The following is a 20,989-nucleotide window of genomic DNA, read 5'->3' as shown; positions in this document are numbered from 1 at the left end:
AGTCCCTGGACCTGAAGAACGCCGGACAAGGTCAAGCCACCGAGCGGTGACACAGAAGCGGTGCCGGTTCCCGCTGAGCTTCTAGATCATGGGGTATTCGTAAGAATGATGCCGAAACTGTTGGCCCTGAAACGACAGGTTGTGACTTTTTGGTATTCCCTCCGGCCTCACCATCATCAGCAGACGCATTCCTTCCAGGAAGCGTCCCGTGTCACACCAAATCAGCATGAGACAGTTGACGGAAAGGCTAGCCTCCTAGTATCTAGCCTACGGCTAAGTGAGTATAGTGGTGGGCCCACGGCCGAATAGGGGCAGCATGGCAGAGATTGCATTCCTTGCGGCGATTCCGGACGAGCGGATCGCGCATGCATTAGAAGACGAGTTGCGCGGATACTCTGCATCTGATGTCACCGTAGTAGGCCCGAAGAACATGGATCCTTCGCTCATTCCGACTATTGTGACCGCGACACTCGCTGGGGTCGGAGGAATTGCCTCGCTCTGGGCATGGCTTCGCCGCCAACTCGCTTGCCTAATGATCGTCAACGTCCAGGAGGGAAGGATTGAAGTGACCTACGATTGCCGAGAGCGACGAGGCCGCACGATCGTCGTGTGCGGCGACGGCACACAGGTGCAAGTCACTGACCCTGGGCATCTCGTTGACTTGAGTGCGGTCATCGAAGTGGCTTCCGGAGGGACGGCGACCGAAATAGTCTCCATTGTGAATCAGGTCGGCGCCACCGCAGAGGTCGTGCGCGGAAGGATGATTCCGTGACGCCGGAAGAGTACCTAGCGTTCCTTCAGCGGGCCATGTCGAGCCCGGAAAGTGAACCACTCTCACCCGAGGAGTATGAAGAGCGTATTGAGGCCCGTTTGCGTCATCTCATTCATAGGAATGACTTAGACCTTGACAGCATCCGAGGAAAGCTGTCCGCAAATCTCTCAAGGGTGGCAACGGGCAACGATGCAGCCACTGATGCAATGATACGGCCGCGCCTCCTGGAAATTTACGAGGTTGCCCGCTCGGCTGGAATAAATGCCGCTGACAGCGAGCCGCTTTTCGGCACCTTGCCGACATTCGGATGCAATGCATGCACGTTGTGGGCCCCTGGCCATGATCGCGTAATCGTAGCATTCACGTCGGGACTTCCGCATTTCCTTAATCGTATCGCCAAAATTGCCCTCATGGTGCATTACGCTGTTCCGCCTTCGGTCTACGACAAACTGAACGAGACAGGTGAAGACCCCCGAGAAGGATATCGGCATGCAGTCGACAAAGTGCTGCGGGAAAATGAGCTCATCACCCGGCGATTCGCGACTGTTCTGGCTGCTTTTGCCTTTGAGGCTCCCTATCTTCTCCCGGTGCAGCAGCCGCCGACCGTTGTCACCCCGGGCCCTGTCGACCTTGTTGGCCTAACGAGGACGGCGTTGCTTTCCGGTGCCGAAAGATTCGTCGCCGGCCACGAGTTCGGGCATGTGGCTCAAGGAGTTGAAGGATCCGCAGTAAGTGTCGCGAGTACCCAAATTCGAGGGGTCGAAGTAACGACGCTTAGCCGAAACCACGAACTAGAGATCGAAGCGGACGTTACTGGCTACTTTTTGAGTCACACCTACGCGCATCGAAGGCATTATCCGCAAGGTCGTGAGGGAGGCGGTTTAGGGGTAATGGTCGACTACCTTTACGACTTTGATCTGGCTGGGGCAAACTTCTTCCTGATGGCCGCAGCTGCTTTAGATGAGGCGCATGAACGACACACCGGAATGCGGCCAGCCTATGACACCCACCCCCCTTATGCATATCGGCTTGAGCAGTTAAAAGGAATGTATGAAAGCCTATACGGGTTCGAAAATGTGAACGCCATGACGCTCGAGGTAATTATCGATGTGCTGAAGCGCGCATCTGCAGCACTACCGGGTGGCATGGTCGAAGCAATCGCTTTTGCTTCTGAAGAAAAACGTCAAGGTGTCACGTGGGACACCCCAATGTCCTTCGGTCTGGAGTGATTCTCCATACTCCGCATGCCTCAATAGTACTGGGCATTTAGTTCGCACCAGCGCAAGGCATGGACGAGAGGCAAGCGTCTGCTGGGTTATCCGGCGGACGTCGCGAGATGCGGAGCCAGCCTTTGATTCGGGGCTAAATAGCGACCTTAAAGGCACATTTTCGATTAACCAACGCAAGCGGCAGCCCAGGACCAATTGATCTGTGACGGCCATCAGGTAGTGCCAACCACCGTTGGCAAGTGCCATGTCTCGCTAAAATTCTCACACCGACAACGCACCATCCCCGACCACCGGCCGACACTGTGACACCAGGACACTTCGGTCAGAAATATCATGAGTCAGACCATGGGCCCGGGACAGCACCCGCCCATCCTCCCGCCCCCATCTCACCACCACTCAGGAACCGCAGGACATGCTCAATCCCCTTCACGCAACACCCCGAACCTGATCCCGACCGAGCGCAACAGCACGTAAAGGCAAGCAGTGCGATCAGAGGTCACCAGCGGCAAGAGTGGGGACCTGGGCGCCGACCTCGTCAGCCACCTCACCGATGGCCTCGCGCTGGCCACGTGGGACTGCACATCATGCACCGGGCCCTGTAGTGGGCACCGCACCCCGATCGCCGAGCTGCCCCAACGGGCGCGCTTGCCGGCGCCCGGGACCCGGATGCATACCTTGACATCCGTCTTGCCCAAGTCGGCGCCCCCCGCACCGCTCTTCGATCACATCCATGTCCCGCCCCGCCCTTCCTGACGTGCACCAGTAGCGGCACCCGCCCATCAGGGACCACAGGGTTCAAAGAAGCTCTCTTGCGTGCTCGCGGCAACATCACTGGAATCCTGCGCTCGGCCCCCGCGTCCGACTACCAAACGGGCTCATATTCGGCACCAAGCTTGATCGACGTCCTACGGACGGGCACCAGCACCGATTTTCCCGGCCACGGGGCGGGACCGACAGGGCCCGGGATGACTACCAAGAGGCCCTAATCCCTTCATGCCCGCGACCAGCTGCGATCACCCGATCGAGACTCCCGTTCGACACACACCCCTCAAGATCGGAGCGACAACAGCTACTGAGCAGTTAGTCAGAGGGCCACTGCCAACTCATGTTGGCAGTGGCCCTCTGACACGTGTTGTGCGTTGATCTCGTTTAATCTCGCCTTGAAATTTTCGACTGATTTCTATACGCCACATGCAGCAGCCACCCCGTGGACGTGGACCTCACCCTTCCAATACATGTGGCAACGAAGCCATCACCGAGCGTGAACGGAGTTCGTCCGGGTCTGGAGTTTCCCATGCCTGACACGGCGTTCGCGTGACATCAGGGGCGCACAACTGGCGGTCGCGAAAGATCGACAATGATCACTTTCAGTCAGTCAGGATGGTGGTCTACTCCTTTTGTGGGCTTGTAGTTTGACGGAGCGTAATTAGATCTCGAAGTAGTCAGCTACTGTGTGTTGCCCGTTAGGCGAAGGCACGCAAGTCCTGCCGCCCGACTCTTGTGCGATCCGCCCAGCGGGGCCATGGCTGAAGGAAGATCATGGGCTACGAGATAGATTTCCTCCCCGTCGGGGAGGAGTCGAGCGGTGGCGATGCCATCGCTCTTCGTTACGGCAACCTCCACGGTCCACGCGAAGAGCAGACCGTGATCGTGATCGACGGCGGGTACCTCGACGACGGCGAAGCGCTCGTCGAGCACATCCGCAAGTACTACGGAACCGGGATCGTGGATCTTGTGGTTTCAACCCACCCGGACAGGGACCACATCAACGGGCTGCGGGTCGTCCTGGAGCAGATGACCGTCAAGAAGCTCCTCATGCACCTGCCTTGGAGCCATTCCGCGGACGTGGCGCGAGCCAAGATGATCCTCTCCCTCAACGCGCGGGCGCTGCGTACGGAGTTGAGAGATTCACTTCAGGGCGCAACCGACCTTGAAGAAGTCGCCAAGGCGCAGGGTGTCCCCATCGAGGAACCGTTCCTTGACTGGACGAGTGACGACGGCGTCCTGCGCATTCTCGGTCCCACCGAGGACTACTACCGGGAGTTGTTGGCTGAGATCGTCGAGCCCGACTCTGCACAGGAGGCCAAGAAGAGCTGGGAAGCGACCATCCGGCATCTGCTCGCCAGAATGGTGCCGGAGACGCTCTGGACCGAGACGCTAGGCGAGGATGGTGAGACATCCGCCAAGAACAACACCAGCGCCATCTGCCTCCTGGAAGTGGACGGCCGGAAGCTGTTGTTCACCGGAGATGCTGGCATTCCCGCTCTCGGACAAGCCCTCGACGTTCTCGAAGATGAGAGCTTCCAGCCCGGGAGCCTTGACTTCGTGCAGGTTCCTCACCATGGCAGCCGCCGCAACGTCGGTCCATCACTACTCGACCGCCTGCTCGGCACCAAGGGAGAGACAACCGTTCTCGGGGAGGCGTTCGTGTCCGCGCCGAAGAAGAACGAGAAGAACAAGCACCCAGCAAAGAAAACCACGAACGCCTTCCATCGGCGGGGTTACCCGGTCTACGCCACACAAGGTCGGACGATTCATCACTCCTATGACGCTCCCAGCCGAGCCGGATACGTCCCAATCATGGCGCTACCACTGCATCCGCAAGTAGAGGAAGGCGGGGACGCGTAGCCGTGCTGTGGCTAGACGACTACGAACGCCGGGCGCGGCTTGCGCCTGGCCTGCTCGCGCTGCTTCCAGTCAGCCTTGCGCTGGCAGTCCTTGGTCTCAGCAAGGCTCCGGTTATTGTATCGGTTATCACCGCGCTGTCACTGGCCGGCGGTCCGATCGTCCTGGCTGAACTGGTGCGTCACCAGGGGCGGCAGGTTCAAGAATCACTCTGGGCATCATGGGGCGGCTCCCCGACCGTCCAGAAGCTCCGTCTACGGCAAGAGGGCCAGAACTCACTACAGCGGGAGACTTGGCGGAAGGCCGTGGCATCTGTAACGGGGATCGAGCTTTCCTCGGCCCGTAGCGAGCGGGCGAACCCCGGGAAGGCCGATGAGGCAATCGAGGTTGCCATAGGGCAGATCCGTAGCCTCACCCGAGATGAAACAAAGTTCCCTATCGTACGCGCCGAGAACCGAAGCTACGGCTTTCATCGAAATCTCTATGGCATCCGTTGGACCGGACGGAGCGCTGCACTCCTGGTGGTGCTCGGCGTCTTGGCGTACATGTTGTGGCTTGCGAACGTCGACCATCAGCCTGCGCTAACGCTCGCGAATTCTCTCGCCCTTCTTGCCACCGTCGTCTGTCTCGCTATCTGGTGGGTCCTTCCCTCGCCCGTACGGATGAAGAATGCAGCGGAGAGGTATGCCTACGAGCTGCTACAAGCAGCGGTTGTCCTTGCTGCCGAGAAGGCCGAGTCCAGATCAGGTTCGCAAGAGTAGTAGTCTCGCCCAATTTCCGAAAGGCTGGTTTGACTTTCGATGATGAAAATCCATTTTCTCAATGTCGGGCACGGGGACTGCACGATCGTCGAGTTTCCGTCAGGCCGGTTGATGATGATTGATATCAACAACTCGAAGAGCCTTCCTGAGGCAGACGAAGAAGCGCTGGCGGAAAGCAAAGGGGTGTCGCTATACGACTTCCGCTACCGTCGCTCGCAGCTGGTTAAAGGCGAGTTTCGAACATGGGAGGACTACTATAAATCTCTCCTGGTCGATCCAGCGGACTATTTCGCGGAGAAATTTTCAGACAAGAGAGTCTTCCGCTACATTCAGACCCACCCTGACATGGACCACATGAGTGGCCTGCATCGATTCTTTTGGCAGGACAAGATTGGCCTCGAAAACTTCTGGGACGTCGATCATGATAAGCATCTAGAGGAGTCGGATTTTGAACACAGCAAGTTTTCGTACCTTGATTGGTTGGTGTACAAATGCCTAGGTTCGGGCATGGGGCCTGACGACTGCAAGCACAAGGTGCTGAAGAATCTTAGAGGAGCTACGGCGCAATATTGGGCCGACGACGGAATTGAGGTGCTGTCGCCGACGCAAGATCTTATCGATCTCTGCGCCGCGAGTGAGAGCTACAACAACTGCTCCTACGTTATCAAAATGACATATGCAGGTCGTACGGTTATCCTGCCGGGTGATGCGGAGGCGGCTGCTTGGAAGTCTGTCCTCGACAAGCCTGGGGAGGATGCCATTTCATGCGACATCCTAAAAGCTTCGCACCATGGGCGTGAGTCGGGTTATCACGAGGATGCTGTTGATGCTATGTCCCCAGAGGTAGTGATTTGTTCAGTCGGCAAGAAGCCGAGCACTGATGCCTCTGACGAATACAAGAGCCACGGTGCCGAGGTCCTCTCAACGCGATACCACGGAACTATCACAGTTACCATCTGGGGTGACGGTGATGTATGGGTAAACAACCATAAGGGCGAACGTATCTATACGATCGATTGAGTTGTGACACTGCGCCGCGCGACTTAGTCCAGCAACCTCCTAGGTCTGCGTCGGCACTGCAGAGGGATTGCGCTCTACCGGAAACGACGCGCGGATGGCATCCTAATTCTTCCTGTAAAGGAAGGGGCAGCGGATGGCGCAGCGGCCGGATGCCACAGCACGGATGTTTGCTCGATTTGTGAAAGAAGCAGCCATCAGGAAGGGGTTCGCGGTCGGCTCATCATCAGGGGATGGCAAAGCCAAGCTGGCCGCAGCCTCAGGTATGTCGGAAGCAGACATATCCAAGATCCTCGCGGGCGAGTACGAGGTACCAACTGACTTGCTCAAGCCCCTGGCTACGGCCATTGGCGAGAAGCAGAAAGATCTACTCCGAGCGGCTGGAATATTGGAGGACAAACCTGCCCAGCAGAGTCCTCCGCTGACCGCACAGCTGGCCGCTCAGCACTTGGGCATCAAGTCGCCGAAGAACGTCGAGGCTTTCGAGACCATCGTTGCTGCCCTGCTGCAAGCCGAGAAGCGCCGCTGACCTGGTGAAGTACCAGCGCAAAGGCTACGATCCGCCTCGAAGCGCCCGGCTTCCCCCCGTAGCCGGGCACTTCTGTGGCGCAAGTACGCCGCCTGCCTACCGTGCAACCGGCGCCCTCATCTGTATCCCGGCTCGCTTCAGTGCCTTCCAGACCGTGCTGCCGCTGATGCCGAACTTCTTCCCGATCTGGTTGGTGCTGAGTCCCTGCTCGTAAAGCTCTATAGCCTGCTCCACCCTGGCCGGTGTCATCTTGACCACCGGCCGCTTTGCGACACCCGCGCGCTCCAGGTGTCGATCCACCGTCTGGCGGTGGACCCCGAACTTACGGGCAAGCGATAGCTCGGTGGCGCCACGCCGATACGCCTCGACCAGCTCGGCCACCTCGTCGGCCGACAGCATCCGGCACTCGCGGACTTCTGTTGCTACTGCAGGATCCGGCGTCACCGGCTCTACCCTCGGAAGTGCCCATCCCCCGCCGCCCTCTAACGAGCTCGTGCATGGTTGGCGGTGAGACGTCGAGGACTTGGATGGGGCTCGGGGTTCACATCTGCTGCGCTGACGTCAGGTCGCTGATTTGCTGATGGGACAACAGGCTGGCGACGGCCTGGACCGTTTCGCTCATGTGCTCGCGGCGGCCGAGGTGGCGTGTGAGTGCCCGCCAGTTCTTAAGGTGTGCGATGCCGTGTTCGACGCGGATGCGGCGTGAGGAGTGCGCTTTGCGCTGGCGCTCGTACATCTCCTCGTACCAGTCCGGGGCGTTCTTCTTGAACTTGCGGTGCGGTGGTGTCACCACGCGTCCGCCGGTCTGGGCGCCCAGACCCTGGTAGCCGGCATCGGCGAGAATCTCGACCGCGGGCCCGTCGGCCAGGAGCTTGACCAGCCCCAACTGGCGGGCGTGGGTGATATCCGCGCAGCTTCCGGGCTTGGTCGGGCTGCAGAACAGCACCCGTCCGTCCTCGTCCGTGACCACCATGGATTTGACGGCGTTCTGCTTGTTCTTGCCGGAGATGAACTTGTCCCGGTCCTTGCGTCCGGCGGCCGGGCGACGGCCCCGGATCTCGGTGCCGTCTATGATGCCGGTCTTCCCGGTAGCTCCGAGATGGTCGACGACCTCGGCCAGGCTTCGCAGCCGCACGTCAAGGCTGATGGTGCACCCACGCTCGGCGAGCAGGGGCCGCACCTCACTGATCGCCCGGGTGATGGTCGAGCGGTCCACGTCGAACCAGCAGGCCAGCACGTCGTGGGTGGCCCCATGACGGAGATGGACCAAGGTGGCCAGCAGCCGGTCGACGAACACCAGCTGGTGCTTCGCACCAGCGCCTACGGCCCGCTTCCGTGGCCGGGATACGAGCCTGGCCTGGTGGCGCTCGTGCCACAACGGGCCGATCTCCGCGACGAGTTCACCGATCACGTCGGCCGTCAGGCCCGTGATCCGCCGGTTGCTGACGAGCACTGCGCGAGTTGCATTCCCCACCACATGACCATGATCAACGATCAAGAGCTCGACGTCTCACCGCCAACCATGCACGAGCTCGTTAGGCTGATGTCATGAAATCCGTCATCACGGCCATCGACGAAGTGTCGCCGGACAACCAGCTCAGGTGCAGCATGCACACCCCGCCGAGTCCTCACTGCAGTGGCCCGGCCGTTGCCGTGGCGACGCTCGACGACGCCGGCGGGAAGGACAACCACTGGAAGGTGTGCCACTGGTGGCTCACCAACCATCCCGACGCGGTCGCCTTCCGAGGTCAGTGACTGGGTGACATTTCACCGTAGGACTCACTTCGACGAAGAACGCGCCTTCCATCTGCTCACGACTTCCACAACGGCAGAAGCTGCTTGACTTCTTCAGAACCCGAGATACCTATCAGGACACAGCTCGCCGGCCCGGTGCGGGCATGCACCGCCCTATCCCCGTGGTCTTCCTCCCGCTCGTCGTAAAGCCGTTCAGCGCGCGGCTGGTCCGCTATGTGCTTCAGCCGACGCCCGCCGACACTCGTCGCGGCACGCAAGGTCAAGCGGATAATTCCTCTGGCACCAGTTCCCGACCTCTGTCAAGAGACAACGACCGCGCGGACAATCATCCCGCGCCCACCATCACCCCGCAGGGGTTTGAGTACCGTTGACCTGAAGCACGGTGAGGGTCGCCCGCTGTTCCCCCTCTGTTTGCAGGCGCTTTCGGATCCATCGGTCCCGAACGCCACTACGGTGAAGGGGACAGCATCGCCGGGTTGATGAGGTGAGCGTCATGAGGACCGGGCGGCGGGACGACGCACGCGCGCTGGCGGGCGCTTTCGCCCCGAGCGTACTGCGGCGGGAGACCGAGCAACTGCGTCAGCTAATCCACCACAGTCCCGCCATGGACGTGGGCTTCCGGCCACTCGCGGTGCCGGGACTGGGGCCGTCCGATCCCGAGACGACGCCCAGCGCCGGCATCGCCGACTTCTACCGGCGGACCGCCGACGCCCGTCTGGTCGTGGTGGGCGGGGGCGGCACGGGCAAGACCTGCCTTCTCATCCGCATGGTGCTCGGGCTGCTGGACCTTCGCCGGCCGGGCGAGGCGGTGCCCTACCGACTCTCCGCCGCCGGCTGGGACGTTGGAGAGGGTCTGGACCGGTGGATGACGAGGGAGTTGGCCAGGGACAGCGGTCTGTCCTTCGGCCAGGCCGCTCTGCTCGTCTCGGAGGGAATGATCCTGCCGGTGCTCGATGGCCTGGACGAGATGGACCCTTCGGGCGCGGAACACCCGTGCCGGGCCGCGGCGGCATGGCGCACTCTCCACGAACGGACGCGAGAGGGCAAGCCGGCCCCCTTTGTGACGGCCTGCCGGGACGGTGTCCACCAGATACTGGCCGCGTCGGATGGTCATCCGGCCACGCCCGCTGTCGTCATGTCGGCGCTCGACGCCGAGCAGATCCGCCAGTGCGTCGGCGGCCTTCCGGGACACGAACGATGGCACGAGGTACTTGGCGAGCTGGAGAGCCGCCCATACGGCAGGCTGGCCCAACAGCTGTCCGTCCCGTGGCACCTGGCTGTAGTAACAGCCCTGTACGAGGAAAGGGACGACGACGGGGGCCATCTGCGGGATCCTTCGGATCTGATCCGGACAGAGTCGGCCCTGCCGGACGCCGGGCCGGTGTCCCAGTACGCGGCCACCCTGCTGCGTGCCGGCGGCTCGAACGAGACCGAAGCGCGCCGGATCCGCGGCATGCTGAGCGAGCTCGCCGCCTACCTAGTGGACAACCAGGCGTTGCAGCGCCGGACCGGCGGTGAACCGCTGCCCCATGTGGACATCGTCGTTCACCGGCTGTGGCCGATAACGGGATCACGTTCGGCCCGCTGGCTGAGCGCCGTCCTGAGCATGGTGCTGTGGATGCCCGCGGCATGCGTCGTCTGGTGGGTCCTGGGACGGATGGACTGGCCCGCGGCGCTCGACGCGGGCATCGCCGTCGCGGCGTCCCTGCTGCCGCTGCGCTCCTTGTGGTCCAGCCTCGCCTGGTGGCCGCATCCCAAACGGATCGTGCTCGGCCGGCTGCGCACCAGGGCCGGTCGGGCGCGGCTGGCGATGACCCTCCCCGGCGCCCTCGCATTGGGCGCGGTGCTGGCGGCCACCGGGCGGCCCGACTATACGGTGGCGTGCGCGGTCTCGTTCGCGGTGGTGTTCGGCGCCGGGATCGCGCTGGCAGTACGGGACACCGCGGACAGCCGACTGCTCGTCCTGACCGGCACTGCGACGGGCCTGCTCCTGGGACTGCTGGGGCGGGTGCTGGTCGGCTTCCTCGGTGCGGCCGGCGGACTGCTGTTCGGCACCGCCGGGGCGGGGCTGGCCCTCTTCGCCGCCGTGGCGGCCGCGTTGCGCTTGCCGGAGGCGGCGCCCGGACATGTGCGCAATCCCGTCTTCGGCGAGTTCGTGCGCGACGACCTGCGCACCGGACTGGTCTCGGGCACACTGACCGCGGCGGTCACCGCGGCCCTGCTCGCGCTCCTGCCCGGCCTGAGGGCCTCACTGCTGCAGATCGCCGTGGCGGCTGGCGGGGTCGGCCTGTCCGTGGGCCTGGGCGCGGTCGCCGACACCTGGCGGCGGCATGTCGCCATGCTCCTCCTGGCGCGCGGGCGCCTTCCGGTCCGGCTGGGCGCCGCCCTGGAGCAGTCCTACCGGTCCGGTCTCCTGCGACGGGCCGGAATCGCCTACCAGTTCCGCCATCTCGAACTGCGGGACCATTTCGCGCACGTTGCACTACGCTGACGCCCGTGACGGCGGGCTGCGCCGACGCGCCCTTCGGCGCTGGTGCGTCGCGACGGGGGGACGACGACGTGGACGCCGAGCAGATCATGGACTACCACGCGTCGACAGTGGTACCGCTGAGGTCGCGGATCCTCGACGAACACCGGGAATTGGCGGCGGACTTGCCCGAGCCGGCCCGCTCCTGCCTCATGACCGTCATCGAGGAACTGCCGGTACACCGGCTTCCCGCGCGCCCGGTGCTCACCTATCTGGGCTGGCTGCTGGCGGGAGGAGACGCGGAGTCGCATGCGCCGGCGTTCGCGGCGATCGCCTCCGAGTTCTTCCACGAGGCCGGACTGATCTACGACGACATCGTGGACTCGTCGCACCACAGGCGCCGGCAGCCGACGGTGTGGGCTGCGTACGCTTCGCTGCACGCCGAGGAGCCGTGGGCCGGGTCGTTCGGCCGCGGTGTGGCGCTCTGGCAGGGCGCCCTCCTGCTGCGCTGGGCGGAGGACGCGTTCGCCCGCGCCCTGCTCGCCGTCGAACCGTCGTGCGTGAGTGGCGCACAGCACGTGTGGCGAAGGTCAGCCGCCGACCTGTGGGCGTCCCAGCACATCGACCTGGTCATCTCGGCGCAGGAGGGGAACACCGGTCCTCCGGGCTCCGCCGAGCGAGTCGTCACCCTCAAGGGCCGCTATGTGGCGCTGCTGCCCTTGCAGATCGGCTGCGCGCTCGCCGGGGGCGAGCCCTCTCTGATGGCCGCGCTGAGCGCGTACGCCGAGCCCCTGGGCAGGGCCTACATCCTCAGGAACGACCTTGAGGGAGTCTTTGGGACCGCGCGCAGCAAGCCGCCGAACGACCTGCGAGAGCGGCGGCTGAGCATGCTGATCGGGTATGCGCGTGCAACGGCGACTGGCCGGCAGGCGGGGGTCCTGGACCTGGCCGGCCGGGAGGACCTGTCCGACGCGCAGGTGCGTGAGATCAAGTCTGTGCTGGAGGCGACCGGTGCCCGTGCCAGGGCCGAACGTGCTGTCCTGACGCTCGCCGAGGAGGCCCGGACCGCCGCCGGTTGGGGGGCCTTTCCGGCCGGAGCGCGCTCTGTGCTGGAGCAGAACGTGGACACCGCGCTGAGCTTCCACGTCCTGGCCCCTTAGAGCGCCTCGGTGTCGATCTCGAAGCACAGATAGCCAGCCGGGCCGCTCAACAGCAAGGCGGGTCGCAAGCCGTTCGGCACACCGGTGATCCGGACGGGAGCGCCGCACACCACGCTGAGCACGCACTCGCCGGTGCCGGGATCCCACACCCGCAGGAAACAGTCGTCGCCTGAGGTGGCAAGCAGGGGCAGGTGCCGGCCGCTTGTGAAGGCCACCACACCGCTCACCTCGCCGCCGTGGCCGGTGATGACACCTTCCTCGGACCCGGTCGACGCGTCCCACAACCGCACGGTTCCGTCCGAACCCGCCGTGGCAAGAAGGCTCCTCGCCCTGTCGTCCTGGAACACCGCCACGTCGTTGACCGCCCCTTTGTGCCCGGCCATCCGGTTTCCGGCGTCGCTGCCCGTGAGGGCGTCCCGGACCAGGACCAGCCCGTCACGGCCGGCCGTCACGAGGCGGGGGCGCCTGCCGCGCCCGGGAAAAACGGTCATGCCGGTGACGGCGGCCCGATGACCGGAGGGGTACTGGTACGCCGTCCCGCCCGCCGGATCGCACACGTGGACCGTGCCGTCGGTGACCGCCAGGGCGCACCGCGGGCTGCCGTCCGCGGCGGCGAACGCCGCCGCCGCGGTCACCGTCGCCCCGGGCTCCGCGACCAACGCCAGCGGTGCGGCGGTCTCCTGACCTGTCGTCGCCACCGTGAACCGTACCCGGCGGTCCGCCGACGCGGCGACGAGCAGGAGGCGCCTTCCGGACGCCACAGCCGCGGCGGCGGTGACCGGCACGCGGACGCGCTCGCCCCACCGGCTGGTGACGGCACCCGATCGGGCGTCGCGGACCTCCACCATGCCGTCCCGGTCGGCCAAGACGGCCGTCGGGCGGCCCTCGGTACCGGTGACCGCCACGAGAGTCCGCGTCCGGTGGCGGCGCCGGGTATGGGGTTCGGGCGCGTCCGCGAAGGCGGTCGGGTCCCACAGTCGCAGCGTCTGGTCGTCGCCGGCGGTGGCCAGCAGTTGGCGGTTGCGGCTCCCGGTGAGCACGGCCATGGCGGTGACGGCGCCCTGATGCCCGCTGCGGGCGTGCCGGACGGTCGCTGTGGCCGGGTCCCAGACCCGGACGGCGCCCGTGGCGTGCCCTGCGGCCAGAAGAGGCTGTCCGTCCGCACCCTCGAACCCGCTCAGGGCGGTGATCTGCCCCGTGTGCGCCTCGTGGCCTTCTTGGCTGTCCCTGCCCTCGTGGACTCCGAGGACCGTCGGCACGTCGGACCGGTCGAGATCCCAGAGGCGCAGGACGCCCTCGCCGTCCCCGGCGGCCATAAGCGCCCGCCCGTCCGCTCCTGTGAAGGCGGCGAGCACGTTGATCCGGGCGTCGCCGCCGCGCAGTTCCCGTACGGGCGCGTCCGTCGACAGGTCCCACAGGCGCACCGCGCCGTCGTGGCCGGCCGAGACGAGGAGGGTGCGCCCCCGCGCCGTCGTGACGGCCGCTAGAGCGCGCACCGGCGCGGCGTGCGCCGACCAGATGACAGCCTTCTCGGCGCCCGTCGCCGGATTCTGGACGCGGATGGTGCCCTCCCCGTCCCCGGACGCGAGGAGCGGGAAGCCGTCTGGCCCCGGGAGCACGGTGAGCGCGTTGACCCAGTCGCCGTGGCCGGTGAATTCCCGCACTTCGGCCCCTGTCATCGGGTCCCACACTCGCACCGTGTGGTCCCGTCCGGCCGACGCGAGGAGCACGGGGCCGCCGGGCGCCGTGAGCGCCACCAGGGCGTCGACGCCGTCCCGGTGCCCGGTCATGGGTCCGCCCACGGCAGCACCGGTCACGGGGTCCCACAGGCGGACGGTCCCCTCGGCATCCCCGGCGGCCAGGAGCCGCCGTCCACCGGGCACCGGAACCAGGGCGAGGCCGCGCACGGTTGCGGCGGTCCGGGCCACCACGTTGGCCGGCAGCTCCCAGTCCGACCAGAGGGGCCGCACCAGTGAGCCGGGCACCGCCTGCGTTGGATGACGTGGGTCCCGCTCACCCGCGAAGAGGGCCAGGTGCAGGCTGGAGGCGCGGGAGTGGTGGTCGGCGTCACCGAGGAAGGGTTCGACGGTTGCCCACGCGGCGAGTGCCCGCGTGTGCGGTGAGCCGGCCACCGGAAGGCCCAGCAGTCCCCGCACTGCCGCGCCGCACTCCCAGGGCAGGAACGCCGGAGCGAGGTGGGCGTCGTCCAGCACGCCTCCCGACGCCGCGTGACGGGCCAGATAGCGCCGGATGTAGGGGTGGGGGCCGGCCTCGGACGAGGAGCCGGCGACGGTGGCCGCGAGGGCCTGGGCGATGCGCCGGTGCGCCCGGGCGTCGGTGTCGTGCGTCATAAGCGCCCTCCCCGGTCGGCGAGGCGGACCGGCTCGATCCGTACAAGCCGTCCGACCTTCGCAGACCCTCTCTCTGGCGTACAAGGGGCTATATTCTGACACCAGTTGGGTCCGTGCCATTTCACGTTCGTCGGATGGAGCGCCGGCCGTGCACGACTACCGGCAGGCGTTCACCGCCAGAGCCGCCGCGACGTTCGCCGTCGCGGGTCTCTTGATGATGTCCCTCGCCGCGCTGATCGCGCAGACCTTCTACGGCTGGAGCCCACCGCACATCGGACGTCCGGTCTGCGCCGCCACCGCGATCCTCGCGGCGGCCGCACTGGCCGCCCTGCACGCCGTGCGCGTGCTCTCGGCCACCGGGGAGGCACAGGACCTCTCCGCACCCGCGCTCGCCGACAGACTCGCCGAGATCTGCGTGGCGCGCGAGCGGCATCAGTTCGGCCAGATGGTGGAGACCGGAGCACCGATGGACCTGCTGTTCCGGCGGTTACGGGACTCGGCGGGCCATCCGCGGGGAAGCGGCACCAGCCGGCTGACCGAAATCGCCTCCTACTACCGCGGCTGCGAGCACGAACGTCTGCTGTTCCTCGGCGAGGGCGGATCGGGCAAGACCGTCCTCCTCGTCCATCTGCTCCTGCAGATGCTGGACGAGCGCGCGCCCGGGGGACTTGTCGCGTGGAGGTTCTCACTCTCGCGGTGGGACACCTCGCGGAAACTGTCCGCCTGGATGGCGGAGGAGATTTCCCGGGACACCCGGATACCGTTGACCCAGGCCCACGACCTGGTGACCCGCGGACTCGTTCTGCCGCTGCTGGACGGCCTCGACGAGATGGACCCCCCGCACACGCCGTTCCCGACCCGCGCCGCCGCAGTGGTCGAACAGCTCAACGAGGCCCAGCGCTTCGACAAGCCGATCCCGTTCGTGCTCACCTGCAGGACCGACACCCACGACAGACTCGTCAGCCGAGGAGTACGGCTGGCGGACACCGTCGCCGTCCAGATGCTCCGGCTCAGCCCGAAGCAGGTGCAGCGCCACATCAAGAGCGTCGCGGACGAAGAGCGCTGGGCGGACGTCCTCTCCCATCTGGAGAAGGACGCCAACGGCCGTCTCGCCCAATACCTCAGCCTGCCCTGGCGACTGGCCATGGCGGTCATCATCTACGACAAGAAGTCCGGTGACGGGTACGCGCGGGACCTCTCCGACCTCACAGCCTCCGGATGGTCCGACGACACACCACCCGTGACTGTGGGGCGGTTCGTCGAGGAACTGCTCAGCCGACCCGCCGTCGCCAACCGCCGCGAACCCACCCGCCGCACCCTCGCCACCCTCGCCGCGTACCTCCACGACAAGCGCCGCCGCGATGGCGAGGGAAAGGCGCTTCCGGGTGTGGAGGAAGGCAGGACGCTCTCGGGTGTGGACCTGGTCGTGCACGAACTGTGGCCGGTGGGCGGGCCGCGCGCCCCGCGCTACGTCACCGCCGCGCTCAGCGTGCTGCTGTGGACGCCAGCCGCGGCGGCCGTGCTCTGGACCGTCGGACACATGGCATGGCCATTCTGGCTGAAAGCCGTGGTCTACGGCGTGCTCGGTCTCTTCCCCGCTTACTCCGCCCACACGAGCCTCGCCCAGTGGCCGCATCCCCGCAACGTCGTGCTGGGCAGGTTCCGCACCCCGACGGGCATCAGACGGCTCTCGGCCGCCGCGGCGGTGGGCCTGCTCATGCTGATCCTCCTCGCCGCCACCGGCGCCCCAGAATTCACCGCCGCGTATGCGGCCATGTTCGCGTTGATCTTCGGAAGCGGATCGGCCCTCGCGGTACGGGACGGGGCGGACGTACGGGTCCTGGCCGCCGTCGCCTTGGCCGTGGGACTGGTCTTCGGACTGGCCACCTGTCTCGCCCTAGGGTCGCTCGGCCCGGCCGGAGGCATGCTGGTCGGCACCGGCGGCGGCGGATTGGCCCTTGTGCTCGCGGTACGCGCGGCCCTGCGGGGCGGCGCCGAACCCCGTCACGTCCGCAACCCCGTGTTCGAGGACTTCATCGCCAACGACATCCTGACCGCCTGCGTGTCCGGCTCCGTACTGGCGGCGATCACCGCTGTCCTGCTGTGGTTCCTGCCGCTCCCGGCGTCGGCGCTCCAGGTCGCCCTGGTGTCCGTCGCAGCCGGCTTCTCGCTCGGCTTCGGATTCGTCGCCGACGCCTGGCGGCGGCACATCGCCCTGCTCATCTGCTGCCGGGGCGCGCTGGCCCCCCGCCTGGCTCATGTGCTGGCCCAGGCACACGACGCCGGACTGCTCCGCCGCGCCGGCATCGCTTACCAGTTCCGCCACCTCGACCTCCGCGACCACTTCGCCGCCCTCTCCGCCGAACTCACCGGGCACCGGGCGGGCGGACGAGGAGCCCGGTCCGGTCCCCCGGCACCGTCCGCCAAGGAAAGGTAGGACCGTATGGCAGCCGTTGTAGGCGTTCACGGCATAGGCAAGGAACAACTCGGCCGCCGACAGATGCTCGCGGAGTGGGGCCCCGCTTTCGGGGACGGACTCGAGCGAGCGGCCGGCGGCCCCGCCGCCGTCCCAGCGTTCGACCTCGTCTACTACGCCGACCTGTTCCTGCGAAAGCCCCCGGACGGCCGCGCCTCCAAGGGCTCAGGACCGAACACGGAGGACATCGCCTCCTGGCTCACGGACCCGAATGACGGCACCACACAAGAGGAACTCCTCGACGCCCTCTCGGACATCGTCAGCGCACAGGACATCGCGGACGCCGAGGCGGCACCGGCCAAGGGCTACACCCGTGTACCGAGACCTGTCCAGACAGTCCTGCGTGCCGCTGACCGCCGCTACGGCCCGGGAGCCGCCCTGCTGTACGTGGGCGCCTTCCGGCAGGTGCGCAGATATCTGGGGGACCCGGCCCTCAAGCAGGAGGTGGACGACCGCGTCGACGCCGCCGTCCCCGAGGACTGCCGGGTGCTGATGGGCCATTCCCTGGGCTCCGTTGTCGCGTTCGAGTACGTGCGCCGGCACGGGCGCCGCCGCCTCGACCTGCTGCTGACGATGGGGTCGCCGCTGGGCCTGCGCATCGTGCGGTCCCGGATGCCCAATCCCCGCTACGGCGCGGTGCACGGCCTCCCGGTGGGGGCGCGTTCCTGGGTCAACGTCCTCGATCCCCGCGACCCCGTGACCGGCGGCAGGCAGCTGGCCGACTGGTGGTCCAAGGTGGACGACCGGCGGGTCGACAACCAGGCCGACGCGCACTCCGTGACCCGGTATCTCGGCAAACGGGAGACAGGGGCGGCGGTGCGGGAGGTCCTCACTGCGACGGCCCCGTGACGGGGGTCGCCGACGAGGCGGTCCTCAGACGCCACTTCGTGGCGATCGCGACTGCCGACTACGACGACCCGCGCTGGCAGCCACAGAAACTGCCGGTGGACGACGAGGTCCGCGTGATGCGGGACTGGCTCTGCGCCAGGACGCTGGGCCGACGGCGCTTCACCCCTGTCCACCCGCACCTCGCCGACAACCCGACCCTGACGGAGATCAGCCACGCCCTGCAGGACCCCGAGCCGCACGCGCGGTGGCGTGACGCAGACGCCGCGGTGGTCTACATCACAGGTCACGGCACGGTCGCCGACGAAACCCATTGGAGTGTCCTGCGGCGCACGACGAAGGGCGGCCACGCGGGCACCGCGCAGCGCACCGGTCAGCTCATCGCCTGGCTCGCGGAGAGCGGGATCGAGCACCTGCTGGTCATCGTCGACGAGTGCCACGCCGAGAAGCTCAGCGCCGATCTCGTCCAACGGGAGAGCACACTGCCCCCCGGGTGGCTTATCCTGCCGAGCGCCGCGCGTGACGAGGAGGCGGACAGCCGCGCGCTGACCACGGCCATCTCGGAGTTCCTCAAGGACGTCGTGGCCCGCCCGTACGCGTACAAGCCCGGCCCGCTGCTCCACGTCGAGGAGTTCGTCCTGGGCGTGCAGAGCAGGCTCGGGCGGACGCTCCACCCGCTCGGATCCCAGCGTTACGGACCGCATCCCTGTCTGCCGCATCCGGCGTACACCGGTGCCCCGGTGGACGAGGACGACGAAGAGGACGAGGAGGACGCCTTCGGCCGCCGCGCCCTCATGCGGCGGCTGACACGGGCCGCCGCCGGACCTCCGCAGGCGCTGCTGGTGACAGGGTGTGCGGGCAGCGGGAAGTCGGCGGCCCTGGCACAACTGGCGGCACACGGCGGTTCGTACCGGGTGGACGCGTTCGTGGACGCCGCGGGGCTGAGCGGCACCGAGGTCATGGCCCGGATCTTCGCGGCGCTGGCGATTCTCGCCCCTGGCCGACGGGGAGGATCGCCCTCGCTGCAGGAGTGGCTCGACGCCTGGGCGGACTGGCGCGACAGCGGGTCGGAACCGATCACCGTGGTGGTGGACGCGCCCGACGAGGCCGCCGACCCGGACCGCCTCCTCCAGGATCTGCTGGGCCGGCTGGAGCCGCCGCACACCAGGCACCGCCGACTGCGGCTGATCGTCGGCATGCGGTCGCCGGGAGGGGCGAAACCCGCCGGCCACACCCTCGCGGACCGTGCCGAAGCTCTGCTGCGCGCCGAGCGCGTACGGATCGACGAACTCCCGTACTTCCGGCGGGACCACGTCGCCGCCTGTGTGCGGGCCATCCTGCTCGGAGACGAGAAGTCCCCGTACGCCGAGAAGGAGTCGCTGGCCGACCAGGTCGCCCGTGCCGTCGCCGAAGCCGCAGGACCGTCGTACCTGATGGCCCGCGCGGCCGCCGGGAATCTCGCCGCCCGGGACCGTGCCGTAGACCCGCTCGACCGGAAATGGCGGGCCGTCCTCAAGGAGGATCTCATGGGGATCTTCCGAGACGACCTGCGCCGGATGTTCCCCGACCCGGGGGACCGGCTCGTCGCGGTCGAACTGCTCCGCGCCGTGGCGTACGCCTACGGCCGGGGAATGCCGTGGCGGGGCATCTGGCCCGTGGTCGCCAACGCCCTGTCCTCCGACTCCCCTTCGCGCCCCTACGGCGACGAGGAGATCGCCTGGCTGCTCGCCTCCCGCGCGGGGGCGTACCTCACCACGGACCAGGAGGACGGAGTGACGCTCTACCGGTTGTTCCATGACGCGCTGCGCGAGGTGATCACCGGGCACTGGCCGGAGCTGGTGGGCGAGGTCCCGGGCCGCCGGGACTGATCAGGCAGGCCGACATCACTGGTGGCCCAGTGTGAGGTAGGGCGCGCTTACGCCCGATGCGCGGCCGGTGGCCCGGTGCACACCCGGTTGTTCTCCGAAGAGCGGACAGACGGTCGACGGAGCAGCGACCGGCCACCAGGCCCGACTTCCGTGCGGGCCCGACGGCGGCTACCGGCCCTCCTCGGCGACGAAGACCTTGAGCTGGTCCTGGTCGAGGCCACGCAGCCACCGAGCCTGCCGCGCCAGGCCCTCGGCGAGGGACACCCGGGGCCGGTGGTCGAGCAGCCGCCGAGCGTGCGACGGATCGGCCACGGTGGCCCGCGCGTCACCCGGCCGTGCGCCGGTCACGTCCAGCGGAACGCGTCGTCCCGTGACCGCGGCGGCCACCGTGAGCGCGTCGAGCAGCGACACGCTCGCGCCGCCGCTCACGTTGACGATCTCGTCTCGGGCCGCTGTCCCCGCCGCCGCGACCGTCGCGTCGACGACATCGCCGACGTAGGTGAACTCCCGCTTCTGCGTACCGTCGCCGAACATCCTGAACGGCACGCCCGAGTAGCAGGCGAACAACATCCGGGAGAAGGCCATGTCGGGGCGCTGACGCGGACCATAGACCGTGAAGTAGCGCAACGCGACGACACTGAGCGGGCTGCCGGGACGGCGCGCGTAGGCGAGGCACAGCTGCTCGGCCGCCAGCTTGGTCACGCCGTACGGCGACAGCGGCCGGCAAGCGTCGCCCTCCGAACTCGGCCCTGCGGCCTCCCCGTAGACGCTCGACGAGGACGCGAACACCAAGCGCGGTACGCCGCCGTTGACACAAGCGTTCACGAGCCTGTGGGTCGCGGTGACGTTGGCGGAGAGGTAGTCGCCGAAATCCGCTCCCCAGGAGCCTCGCACTCCCGGCCGTGCGGCGAGGTGGAAGACCACGTCGCGTCCTTCAACCAGCTCCCCGAGCGGATCGGTCCGCAGGTCGACGTCGAGGGTGCGCACGCCGGGCCGCCGCCAGGGCTCTCCGAAGCGCGGTGGCCGGTGGTCGACGGCCAGGACCGACAGACCGAGCCCGGCCAGGTACTCGACCAGGTGTGAGCCGATGAATCCGTTGCTTCCGGTGACGAGTACGCGCTCCACCAACGTCC

17 protein-coding genes are annotated in these 20,989 nt (G+C 66.7%); 13 read left to right on the top strand and 4 right to left on the bottom strand.

Annotation, left to right across the window (positions count from 1 at the left end; genetic code table 11):
- The first annotated feature begins 316 nt into the window (after positions 1-316).
- The 6 genes from OG381_RS36780 to OG381_RS36755 all read left to right on the top strand — a co-directional run bounded on the left by OG381_RS36780 (position 317) and on the right by OG381_RS36755 (position 6,933).
- Positions 317-772, top strand: a complete 456-nt coding sequence (locus OG381_RS36780) for a hypothetical protein (RefSeq protein WP_327720291.1) — start codon at positions 317-319, stop codon at positions 770-772.
- The gene (locus tag OG381_RS36775; protein ID WP_327720290.1) at positions 769-2,001 is read left to right on the top strand and encodes a hypothetical protein; all 1,233 of its coding nucleotides are present in this window, start codon (positions 769-771) and stop codon (positions 1,999-2,001) included. Before OG381_RS36780 ends, OG381_RS36775 begins: the two co-directional genes overlap by 4 nt.
- A gap of 1,539 nt (positions 2,002-3,540) precedes the next feature.
- A complete protein-coding gene (locus OG381_RS36770) occupies positions 3,541-4,629 on the top strand; it encodes a ComEC/Rec2 family competence protein (protein WP_327720289.1) in 1,089 nt (362 codons plus the stop codon).
- A gap of 2 nt (positions 4,630-4,631) precedes the next feature.
- Entirely contained in the window at positions 4,632-5,387 is a 756-nt protein-coding gene (locus tag OG381_RS36765) for a hypothetical protein (RefSeq protein WP_327720288.1), read from the top strand.
- Between the two features lie 39 nt (positions 5,388-5,426).
- Positions 5,427-6,407, top strand: a complete 981-nt coding sequence (locus tag OG381_RS36760; RefSeq protein ID WP_327720287.1) for a ComEC/Rec2 family competence protein — start codon at positions 5,427-5,429, stop codon at positions 6,405-6,407.
- 133 nt (positions 6,408-6,540) lie between these two features.
- Positions 6,541-6,933: a hypothetical protein gene (locus OG381_RS36755; RefSeq protein WP_327720286.1), complete on the top strand. Its 393-nt coding sequence runs from the start codon at positions 6,541-6,543 to the stop codon at positions 6,931-6,933.
- Positions 6,934-7,029: 96 nt separating this feature from the next.
- Here OG381_RS36755 and OG381_RS36750 read toward each other — a convergent pair whose 3' ends face one another.
- Together OG381_RS36750 and OG381_RS36745 are read right to left on the bottom strand one after the other, a co-directional pair.
- A complete protein-coding gene (locus OG381_RS36750) occupies positions 7,030-7,377 on the bottom strand; it encodes a helix-turn-helix domain-containing protein (protein ID WP_327720285.1) in 348 nt (115 codons plus the stop codon).
- A 97-nt stretch (positions 7,378-7,474) separates the two neighbouring features.
- Entirely contained in the window at positions 7,475-8,230 is a 756-nt protein-coding gene (locus tag OG381_RS36745) for a transposase family protein (protein ID WP_327720284.1), read from the bottom strand.
- On the opposite strand from OG381_RS36745, the gene OG381_RS36740 reads away from it, so the two are divergent.
- The 4 genes from OG381_RS36740 (at position 8,186) to OG381_RS36725 (ending at position 12,315) form a co-directional block, all read left to right on the top strand.
- Positions 8,186-8,485 (top strand): hypothetical protein, encoded by a 300-nt coding sequence (locus tag OG381_RS36740; protein ID WP_327720283.1) that lies wholly within the window; start codon positions 8,186-8,188, stop codon positions 8,483-8,485. The two genes, OG381_RS36745 and OG381_RS36740, sit on opposite strands and share 45 nt — an antisense overlap.
- Positions 8,482-8,688, top strand: coding sequence for a hypothetical protein (locus tag OG381_RS36735; protein WP_327720282.1), 207 nt, complete (start codon positions 8,482-8,484; stop codon positions 8,686-8,688). Before OG381_RS36740 ends, OG381_RS36735 begins: the two co-directional genes overlap by 4 nt.
- Before the next feature lie 493 nt (positions 8,689-9,181).
- Complete coding sequence (locus tag OG381_RS36730; protein ID WP_327720281.1) at positions 9,182-11,179, top strand: hypothetical protein; 1,998 nt, start codon at positions 9,182-9,184, stop codon at positions 11,177-11,179.
- 5 nt (positions 11,180-11,184) lie between these two features.
- Positions 11,185-12,315: a polyprenyl synthetase family protein gene (locus tag OG381_RS36725; protein ID WP_327720280.1), complete on the top strand. Its 1,131-nt coding sequence runs from the start codon at positions 11,185-11,187 to the stop codon at positions 12,313-12,315.
- Here the strand turns inward: OG381_RS36725 and OG381_RS36720 are convergent.
- Positions 12,312-14,666: a WD40 repeat domain-containing protein gene (locus tag OG381_RS36720; RefSeq protein WP_327720279.1), complete on the bottom strand. Its 2,355-nt coding sequence runs from the start codon at positions 14,664-14,666 to the stop codon at positions 12,312-12,314. The genes OG381_RS36725 and OG381_RS36720 overlap by 4 nt on opposite strands.
- Before the next feature lie 148 nt (positions 14,667-14,814).
- On the opposite strand from OG381_RS36720, the gene OG381_RS36715 reads away from it, so the two are divergent.
- From OG381_RS36715 to OG381_RS36705, 3 genes are read left to right on the top strand one after another with little or no spacing between them, the layout of a single operon-like run.
- Positions 14,815-17,103: an NACHT domain-containing protein gene (locus tag OG381_RS36715; RefSeq protein ID WP_327720278.1), complete on the top strand. Its 2,289-nt coding sequence runs from the start codon at positions 14,815-14,817 to the stop codon at positions 17,101-17,103.
- 6 nt (positions 17,104-17,109) lie between these two features.
- The gene (locus OG381_RS36710; protein ID WP_327720277.1) at positions 17,110-17,991 is read left to right on the top strand and encodes a hypothetical protein; all 882 of its coding nucleotides are present in this window, start codon (positions 17,110-17,112) and stop codon (positions 17,989-17,991) included.
- Positions 17,988-19,856 (top strand): hypothetical protein, encoded by a 1,869-nt coding sequence (locus tag OG381_RS36705; protein WP_327720276.1) that lies wholly within the window; start codon positions 17,988-17,990, stop codon positions 19,854-19,856. Before OG381_RS36710 ends, OG381_RS36705 begins: the two co-directional genes overlap by 4 nt.
- 168 nt (positions 19,857-20,024) lie before the next feature.
- On the opposite strand, the gene OG381_RS36700 is transcribed toward OG381_RS36705, so the two are convergent.
- Positions 20,025-20,981 carry an NAD-dependent epimerase/dehydratase family protein gene (locus OG381_RS36700; RefSeq protein ID WP_327720275.1) on the bottom strand — a complete coding sequence of 319 codons (957 nt, stop codon included), beginning with the start codon at positions 20,979-20,981 and terminating at the stop codon, positions 20,025-20,027.
- Positions 20,982-20,989 lie beyond the last annotated feature (8 nt).

This window comes from Streptomyces sp. NBC_00490 (assembly GCF_036013645.1).
In the GTDB taxonomy this organism is placed as follows: Bacteria; Actinomycetota; Actinomycetes; order Streptomycetales; family Streptomycetaceae; genus Streptomyces; species Streptomyces canus_F.
The sequence above is the reverse complement of the archived record's forward strand: the minus strand, read 5'-3'. Positions and strand labels throughout refer to the sequence as shown.

What these genes read in the sequence shown, in the direction of transcription:
- OG381_RS36780 (WP_327720291.1), top strand. Translation starts at nt 317, where the DNA reads ATGGCAGAGATTGCATTCCTTGCGGCGATTCCGGACGAGCGGATCGCG.
- OG381_RS36770 (WP_327720289.1), top strand. Translation starts at nt 3,541, where the DNA reads ATGGGCTACGAGATAGATTTCCTCCCCGTCGGGGAGGAGTCGAGCGGT.
- OG381_RS36760 (WP_327720287.1), top strand. Translation starts at nt 5,427, where the DNA reads ATGATGAAAATCCATTTTCTCAATGTCGGGCACGGGGACTGCACGATC.
- OG381_RS36755 (WP_327720286.1), top strand. Translation starts at nt 6,541, where the DNA reads ATGGCGCAGCGGCCGGATGCCACAGCACGGATGTTTGCTCGATTTGTG.
- OG381_RS36740 (WP_327720283.1), top strand. Translation starts at nt 8,186, where the DNA reads ATGACGGAGATGGACCAAGGTGGCCAGCAGCCGGTCGACGAACACCAG.
- OG381_RS36735 (WP_327720282.1), top strand. Translation starts at nt 8,482, where the DNA reads ATGAAATCCGTCATCACGGCCATCGACGAAGTGTCGCCGGACAACCAG.
- OG381_RS36730 (WP_327720281.1), top strand. Translation starts at nt 9,182, where the DNA reads ATGAGGACCGGGCGGCGGGACGACGCACGCGCGCTGGCGGGCGCTTTC.
- OG381_RS36720 (WP_327720279.1), bottom strand. Translation starts at nt 14,666, where the DNA reads ATGACGCACGACACCGACGCCCGGGCGCACCGGCGCATCGCCCAGGCC.
- OG381_RS36710 (WP_327720277.1), top strand. Translation starts at nt 17,110, where the DNA reads ATGGCAGCCGTTGTAGGCGTTCACGGCATAGGCAAGGAACAACTCGGC.